Source organism: Lichenihabitans sp. Uapishka_5, from assembly GCF_033947565.1.
In the GTDB taxonomy this organism is placed as follows: Bacteria; Pseudomonadota; Alphaproteobacteria; order Rhizobiales; family Beijerinckiaceae; genus Lichenihabitans.
The window spans coordinates 1-4764 of sequence record NZ_JARPVX010000146.1 but is presented as its reverse complement, the minus strand read 5'-3'; the positions used below and the strand labels follow the sequence as shown (position 1 = coordinate 4764).

The 4764-nt window shown below is 71.1% G+C and carries 5 protein-coding genes; 1 reads left to right on the top strand and 4 read right to left on the bottom strand.

The genetic code is table 11. The features are described 5' to 3' along the window. The 3 genes from P7D22_RS22340 to P7D22_RS22330 all read right to left on the bottom strand — a co-directional run. Positions 1 to 695: murein hydrolase activator EnvC family protein (locus P7D22_RS22340; RefSeq protein ID WP_442916133.1), on the bottom strand; the 695-nt coding region annotated here is incomplete at its 3' end. Between the two features lie 33 nt (positions 696 to 728). Next, the gene (gene lysA, locus P7D22_RS22335) at positions 729 to 2015 is read right to left on the bottom strand and encodes a diaminopimelate decarboxylase (RefSeq protein ID WP_319936457.1); all 1287 of its coding nucleotides are present in this window, start codon (positions 2013 to 2015) and stop codon (positions 729 to 731) included. Positions 2016 to 2018: 3 nt separating this feature from the next. Continuing rightward, positions 2019 to 2237 carry a hypothetical protein gene (locus P7D22_RS22330; RefSeq protein ID WP_319936456.1) on the bottom strand — a complete coding sequence of 73 codons (219 nt, stop codon included), beginning with the start codon at positions 2235 to 2237 and terminating at the stop codon, positions 2019 to 2021. A 132-nt stretch (positions 2238 to 2369) separates the two neighbouring features. Between P7D22_RS22330 and P7D22_RS22325 the strand changes: the two genes are divergently transcribed. Beyond that, complete coding sequence (locus P7D22_RS22325; protein ID WP_319936455.1) at positions 2370 to 3266, top strand: LysR family transcriptional regulator; 897 nt, start codon at positions 2370 to 2372, stop codon at positions 3264 to 3266. 35 nt (positions 3267 to 3301) lie between these two features. Here P7D22_RS22325 and argH read toward each other — a convergent pair whose 3' ends face one another. Beyond that, positions 3302 to 4699 carry an argininosuccinate lyase gene (argH, locus tag P7D22_RS22320; RefSeq protein ID WP_319936454.1) on the bottom strand — a complete coding sequence of 466 codons (1398 nt, stop codon included), beginning with the start codon at positions 4697 to 4699 and terminating at the stop codon, positions 3302 to 3304. Positions 4700 to 4764: the final 65 nt, after the last annotated feature.

Here is a 4764-nt window from a genome sequence, read left to right as displayed (position 1 = left end):
TCGGTGAAGTCCGCCGCGAGCGCCGCCTGCCGGGCCGCCACCAGCCCGTCGAGGCGGGCCGTCTCGGCATGCAGGTCGCCGAGCTGACCCGTCAGGTTGGCGCGCTCGGTCGTCATGGCGGTTCGCAGGCTGCCGAGGTCGTTCAGGTCGGAGGCGAGCGCCTCGGCCTCGGCCCGCAGCTCCGGCACCACGGCGCCCAGCATGATGGCCGTCCGGAGGGTCGACAGGATGTCTTCCGGCCGCACCAGAATGGCGGGCGGCGGCTTCCGGCCGAGCCGCTGCAGCGAGGCCAGCACCTCGCCGATGACGCCGCGGCGGCTTTCGAGCGAGGTGCGGATCGCTTCCTCGCTGCCCGCCATGGTGGCGAGGCGGCTGCCGAGGGCATCGACCCGCGCATCCGCGGCCTGCACCTTGGCGGTGGTCTCGATGAGGGCGGCATTGAGCCGGGCGCGATCGGTGCGGATCGCCTCGATGTCGGCTTCGATCTTGCGCTTCTGCTCGCCCGACACCGCGGCGGCGCCGTCGAGCGCCGCGATTTCGCGCCGCTTCGCCTCGAGTTCCGTGGCCGATGGTGGGGGCGTCGCATCGGTGGCCGGGGGCGGCGCCTCCTGGGTCAGTGCGGGCGCGGCCGACAGAAGAAGGGCGGCCAGCACGCCCCCCCACACCCCACGCCGTCGCCTGCCGCTCGCCCGCATGGCCGCAGGATCCACCACCGGCCTGCGGCGGACTTATGGCGTGGCGGTCGGGGCCGCCACCCAGGCCGGGACGCGGTCGAGGCCGATCAACTCTTCATAGGTGCCGCGTGGCCGCACCACGGCCCAGCGCGCGCCGTCGACCAGCACCTCGGGCACCAGCAGGCGGGTGTTGTAGGTGCCGGCCTGCACGGCCCCATAGGCGCCGGCCGAAAACACCGCCAGGAGGTCGCCCGCCCGCGGCTCCGGCATCGCGCGGCCGAGCGCCAGATAATCGCCGGTCTCGCAAACGGGTCCGACCACGTCGGCCGTCACGGTGGCGGTACCGGCGGGCTCGACCACGGGACGGATGTCGTGGTGGGCCTCGTAGAGGGTTGGGCGGATGAGGTCGTTCATGGCGGCGTCCACCACCACGAAGCTTTTCGCTTCGCCTTGCTTCACGGCCACCACGGCCGTCACCAGCAGCCCCGCATTGCCGACGATCAGCCGGCCCGGCTCGAGCACCACCGTGACGTCGAGCCCGTCGAGGTGGCGTCGCGCCAGGGCGGCGTAGCGGGTGGGATGGAACGCGGAGGCATCCTCGCCCGCGTGATACGGGATGCCGAGGCCGCCGCCGATGTCGACGTGGTCGATCAGGTGGCCGGCGGCCCTGAGGTCGCGCACCAGCCCGGCCAGCACCGCGAAGGCGTTGTCGAAAGGTTCGAGGTCGGTGATCTGCGACCCGATATGCATGTCGACGCCCGTCACCGCGATGCCGGGCAGGCGGGCCGCCTCGGCGTAAAGCGCGTGGGCGCGGCCGAGCGGGATGCCGAACTTGTTTTCGGCCTTGCCGGTAGAAATCTTGGCGTGGGTCTTGGCGTCGATGTCGGGGTTGATCCGCAGCGCGATGCGGGCGGTGCGGCCGCTGGCGGCGGCGAGACGCGACAGCGTCGCCAGTTCAGGTTCGGATTCGACGTTGAAGCACAGGATGTCGGCGTCGAGCGCCAGCGCGATCTCCCGCGCCGTCTTGCCGACGCCCGAGAAGGTGATGCGCCCGGCCGGCACGCCGGCCGCCAGCGCCCGCCTGAGCTCGCCTTCCGACACCACATCCATGCCGGCGCCGAGCCGCGCCAGCACGCCCAGCACCGCCTGGTTGGAGTTGGCCTTGAGGGCGTAGCAGATCAGCGCCGGCTGGCCCGCGAAGGCCTCGGCCAGCACGCGGTAGTGCCGCTCGATCGTGGCCCGCGAATAACAATAGAACGGGGTGCCGACAGCCTCCGCCAGCATGCGGAGGTCGACGTCCTCGGCGTGCAGCACGCCGTCCCGGGGAACGAAATGGTGCATGGCTCAGAGCAGCGGATCGAGGATGAACGAATCGTGCGGTGGCAGGATGGGCGGGTTCTTGGCGCGCCGATGCACGCCCTGCTTGGTCACGTCGCTGCGCACCGGGGCGTTCGGGTCCGGCGCCGGTTCCAGCTTGCCGCGCCGGCCGCAGCCCGCGACCGACAAATTGACCAGCACGACGCCCAGCACCGCCCCCATCCTGATATGACGCGACACGGCCACGCAATTGCCTCCAGCAGATCGTCCCGCTCACTATAGCAGGGGCACCGGTTAAGCGAGCGGAAAGCACCCCCGTGGCTGACCGGCCCGGTTCCCGGCTGTAAGCTCGAACCGACCCTCGAAGAAACGTTACGCATGCCGACGCTCGGATATCCCACGCTCGACCAGCTTCGCGTCTTTCTGGCGGTGGCCCAGGCGGGCTCGTTTTCGGCCGCCGCCCGGGCGTTGAACCGGCGCCAGTCGGTGATCAGCTACACGGTGGCCAATCTCGAGGAGCAGCTCGGCGGCGTGCCGCTGTTCGATCGCAGCCGCCGGCTTCCCGTCCTGACCGAGGCGGGCGTGGCGGTGCTGGCCGAGGCCCGCAAGGTGGCGGCCGCCGCGGATGCGTTGCGGGCGCGCGCCAAAGGCATGCTGCAGGGCCTCGAGGCCGAGGTGGCGCTGGCGGTCGACGTGATGCTGCCGACCGACCATCTGGTGCGGGTCCTGTCGGCCTTCCGGGAAGCCTTTCCGACCGTCGGGCTGCGGCTTTACACGGAATCGCTCGGCTCGGTGGCGCGCCTGGTGCTCGACGGCACCTGCATGATCGGCGTCACGGGCCCGCGCATGGTGGAGATCGGCAGTCTGGTGACGCGGCCGCTCAATGCCGTCACGATGGTGCCGGTCGCGGCGCCCGGGCATCCGCTGGCCCGGCCCGGCGGCCCGATCCCGCGCGAAGAGCTGCAGCATCACATCCAGCTGGTGTTGACCGACCGTTCGGAACTCACCAAGGGGCACGACTTCGCGGTGCTGAGCCCGCAAACCTGGCGGCTCGCCGATCTCGGGGCCAAGCACGCTTTGCTGGTCGGCGGGCTCGGCTGGGGCAACATGCCCGAACATGCGGTGCGGCCCGACATCGCGGCGGGGCGGCTCACCCATCTCCGCATCGCCGACCTGCCCGACCACAGTTACGGTTTCTCGGCGATCCACCGCGCCGACGCCCCGCCGGGCCCGGCCGGGCAATGGCTGCTGGAGCGGCTCGCGGATTTCACTTGATCGATCGAGGCCCGGAAACCTCACCGGGCCAGCGGTCAAGCCGACGGGGCTTCGGCGGCCAGCCGCTCCAGCCAGCTTGTCGCCTGCGCCCGCACGTTGGCGGGCGCGGTGCCGCCGAAACTCGTGCGGCTCGCCACCGAGTTGCGGACGCCGAGCACGCTGAAGACCGCGGCCGTGATGCCGGGCTCGATCGCCTGCATGGCGTCGAGCGGCAGTGCTTCGAGCGTCGTGCTGCGCTCGGCCGCCGCCGCCACGATGCGGCCTGTGACGTGGTGGGCTTCCCGGAACGGCAGGCCGAGCACCCGCACCAGCCAGTCGGCGAGGTCGGTCGCGGTGGCGAAGCCCGAGCCCGCCGCCTGTTCCATGCGGGCGAGGTCGGGCTTCAGGTCGCGCACCATGCCGGCCGTGGCGGCCACGCAAAGCGCCAGCGCGTCGAGGGCGTCGAAGGTGCCCTCCTTGTCTTCCTGCATGTCCTTCGAATAGGCGAGCGGCAGGCCCTTCATGACGATCAGCAGCCCGGTCAGGGCGCCGACGATGCGGCCGGCCTTGCCGCGCACGAGTTCGGCCGCGTCCGGGTTGCGCTTTTGCGGCATGATCGAGGAGCCGGTCGAGAACTTGTCCGACAAGGCCGCGAAGCCGAATTGCGGCGTCGCCCACAAGACGATCTCCTCGGCGAAGCGCGACAGGTGGATGGCGCAGATCGACGCCGCGGCCAGCACCTCGAGCACGAAATCGCGATCCGCCACCGTGTCGAGCGAGTTGCGGGTCGGCCCCTCGAAGCCGAGGGCGGCCGCCACCTGATGGCGATCGATCGGGAACGAGGTGCCGGCCAGCGCAGCCGCCCCGAGCGGGCATTCGTTCATGCGGGCGCGAGCATCGCGCAGCCGGCCGCGATCGCGCCCGATCATCTCCACATAGGCCAGGAGATGGTGGCCGAGCGTCACCGGCTGGGCCGATTGCAGGTGGGTGAAGCCCGGCATCACGGCGTCGGTATGGGCCAGGGCCTTCTCGGCCAGCGCCCCCTGCAGGTCGCGCAGGCCGGCATCGAGCCCGTCCACCGTGTCCCGCACCCATAACCGGAAGTCGAGCGCCACCTGGTCGTTGCGCGAGCGCGCCGTGTGGAGGCGGCCCGCCACGGGGCCGATCAGCGCGGCCAGCCGGGATTCCACGTTCATGTGAATGTCCTCGAGGTCGCGACGGAACGTAAACGTGTTCGCCTCGATTTCGCCCGCCACCTGGGTTAGGCCCGCGCCGATCGCCGCGGCATCGGGGCCTGAGACGATCCCCGTGGCGCCCAGCATGGCCGCGTGGGCCTGTGAGCCGCGGATGTCCTGGACAGCGAGGCGCTTGTCGAAGTCGATGGACGCGTTGATTTCTTCCATGATGGCATCCGGGCCGCTCGCGAACCGGCCGCCCCACATCGCATTGCTCATCGCTTTTCCGGATCCCTGATGGCCGACCCTGCGCTCCCGACCCCCCAAAAACCGTGGCGCCGACG

Excerpts from the sequence above, each read along its gene's own strand:
- lysA (WP_319936457.1), bottom strand. The coding sequence starts at position 2,015 with ATGCACCATTTCGTTCCCCGGGACGGCGTGCTGCACGCCGAGGACGTC.
- P7D22_RS22325 (WP_319936455.1), top strand. The coding sequence starts at position 2,370 with ATGCCGACGCTCGGATATCCCACGCTCGACCAGCTTCGCGTCTTTCTG.
- argH (WP_319936454.1), bottom strand. The coding sequence starts at position 4,699 with ATGAGCAATGCGATGTGGGGCGGCCGGTTCGCGAGCGGCCCGGATGCC.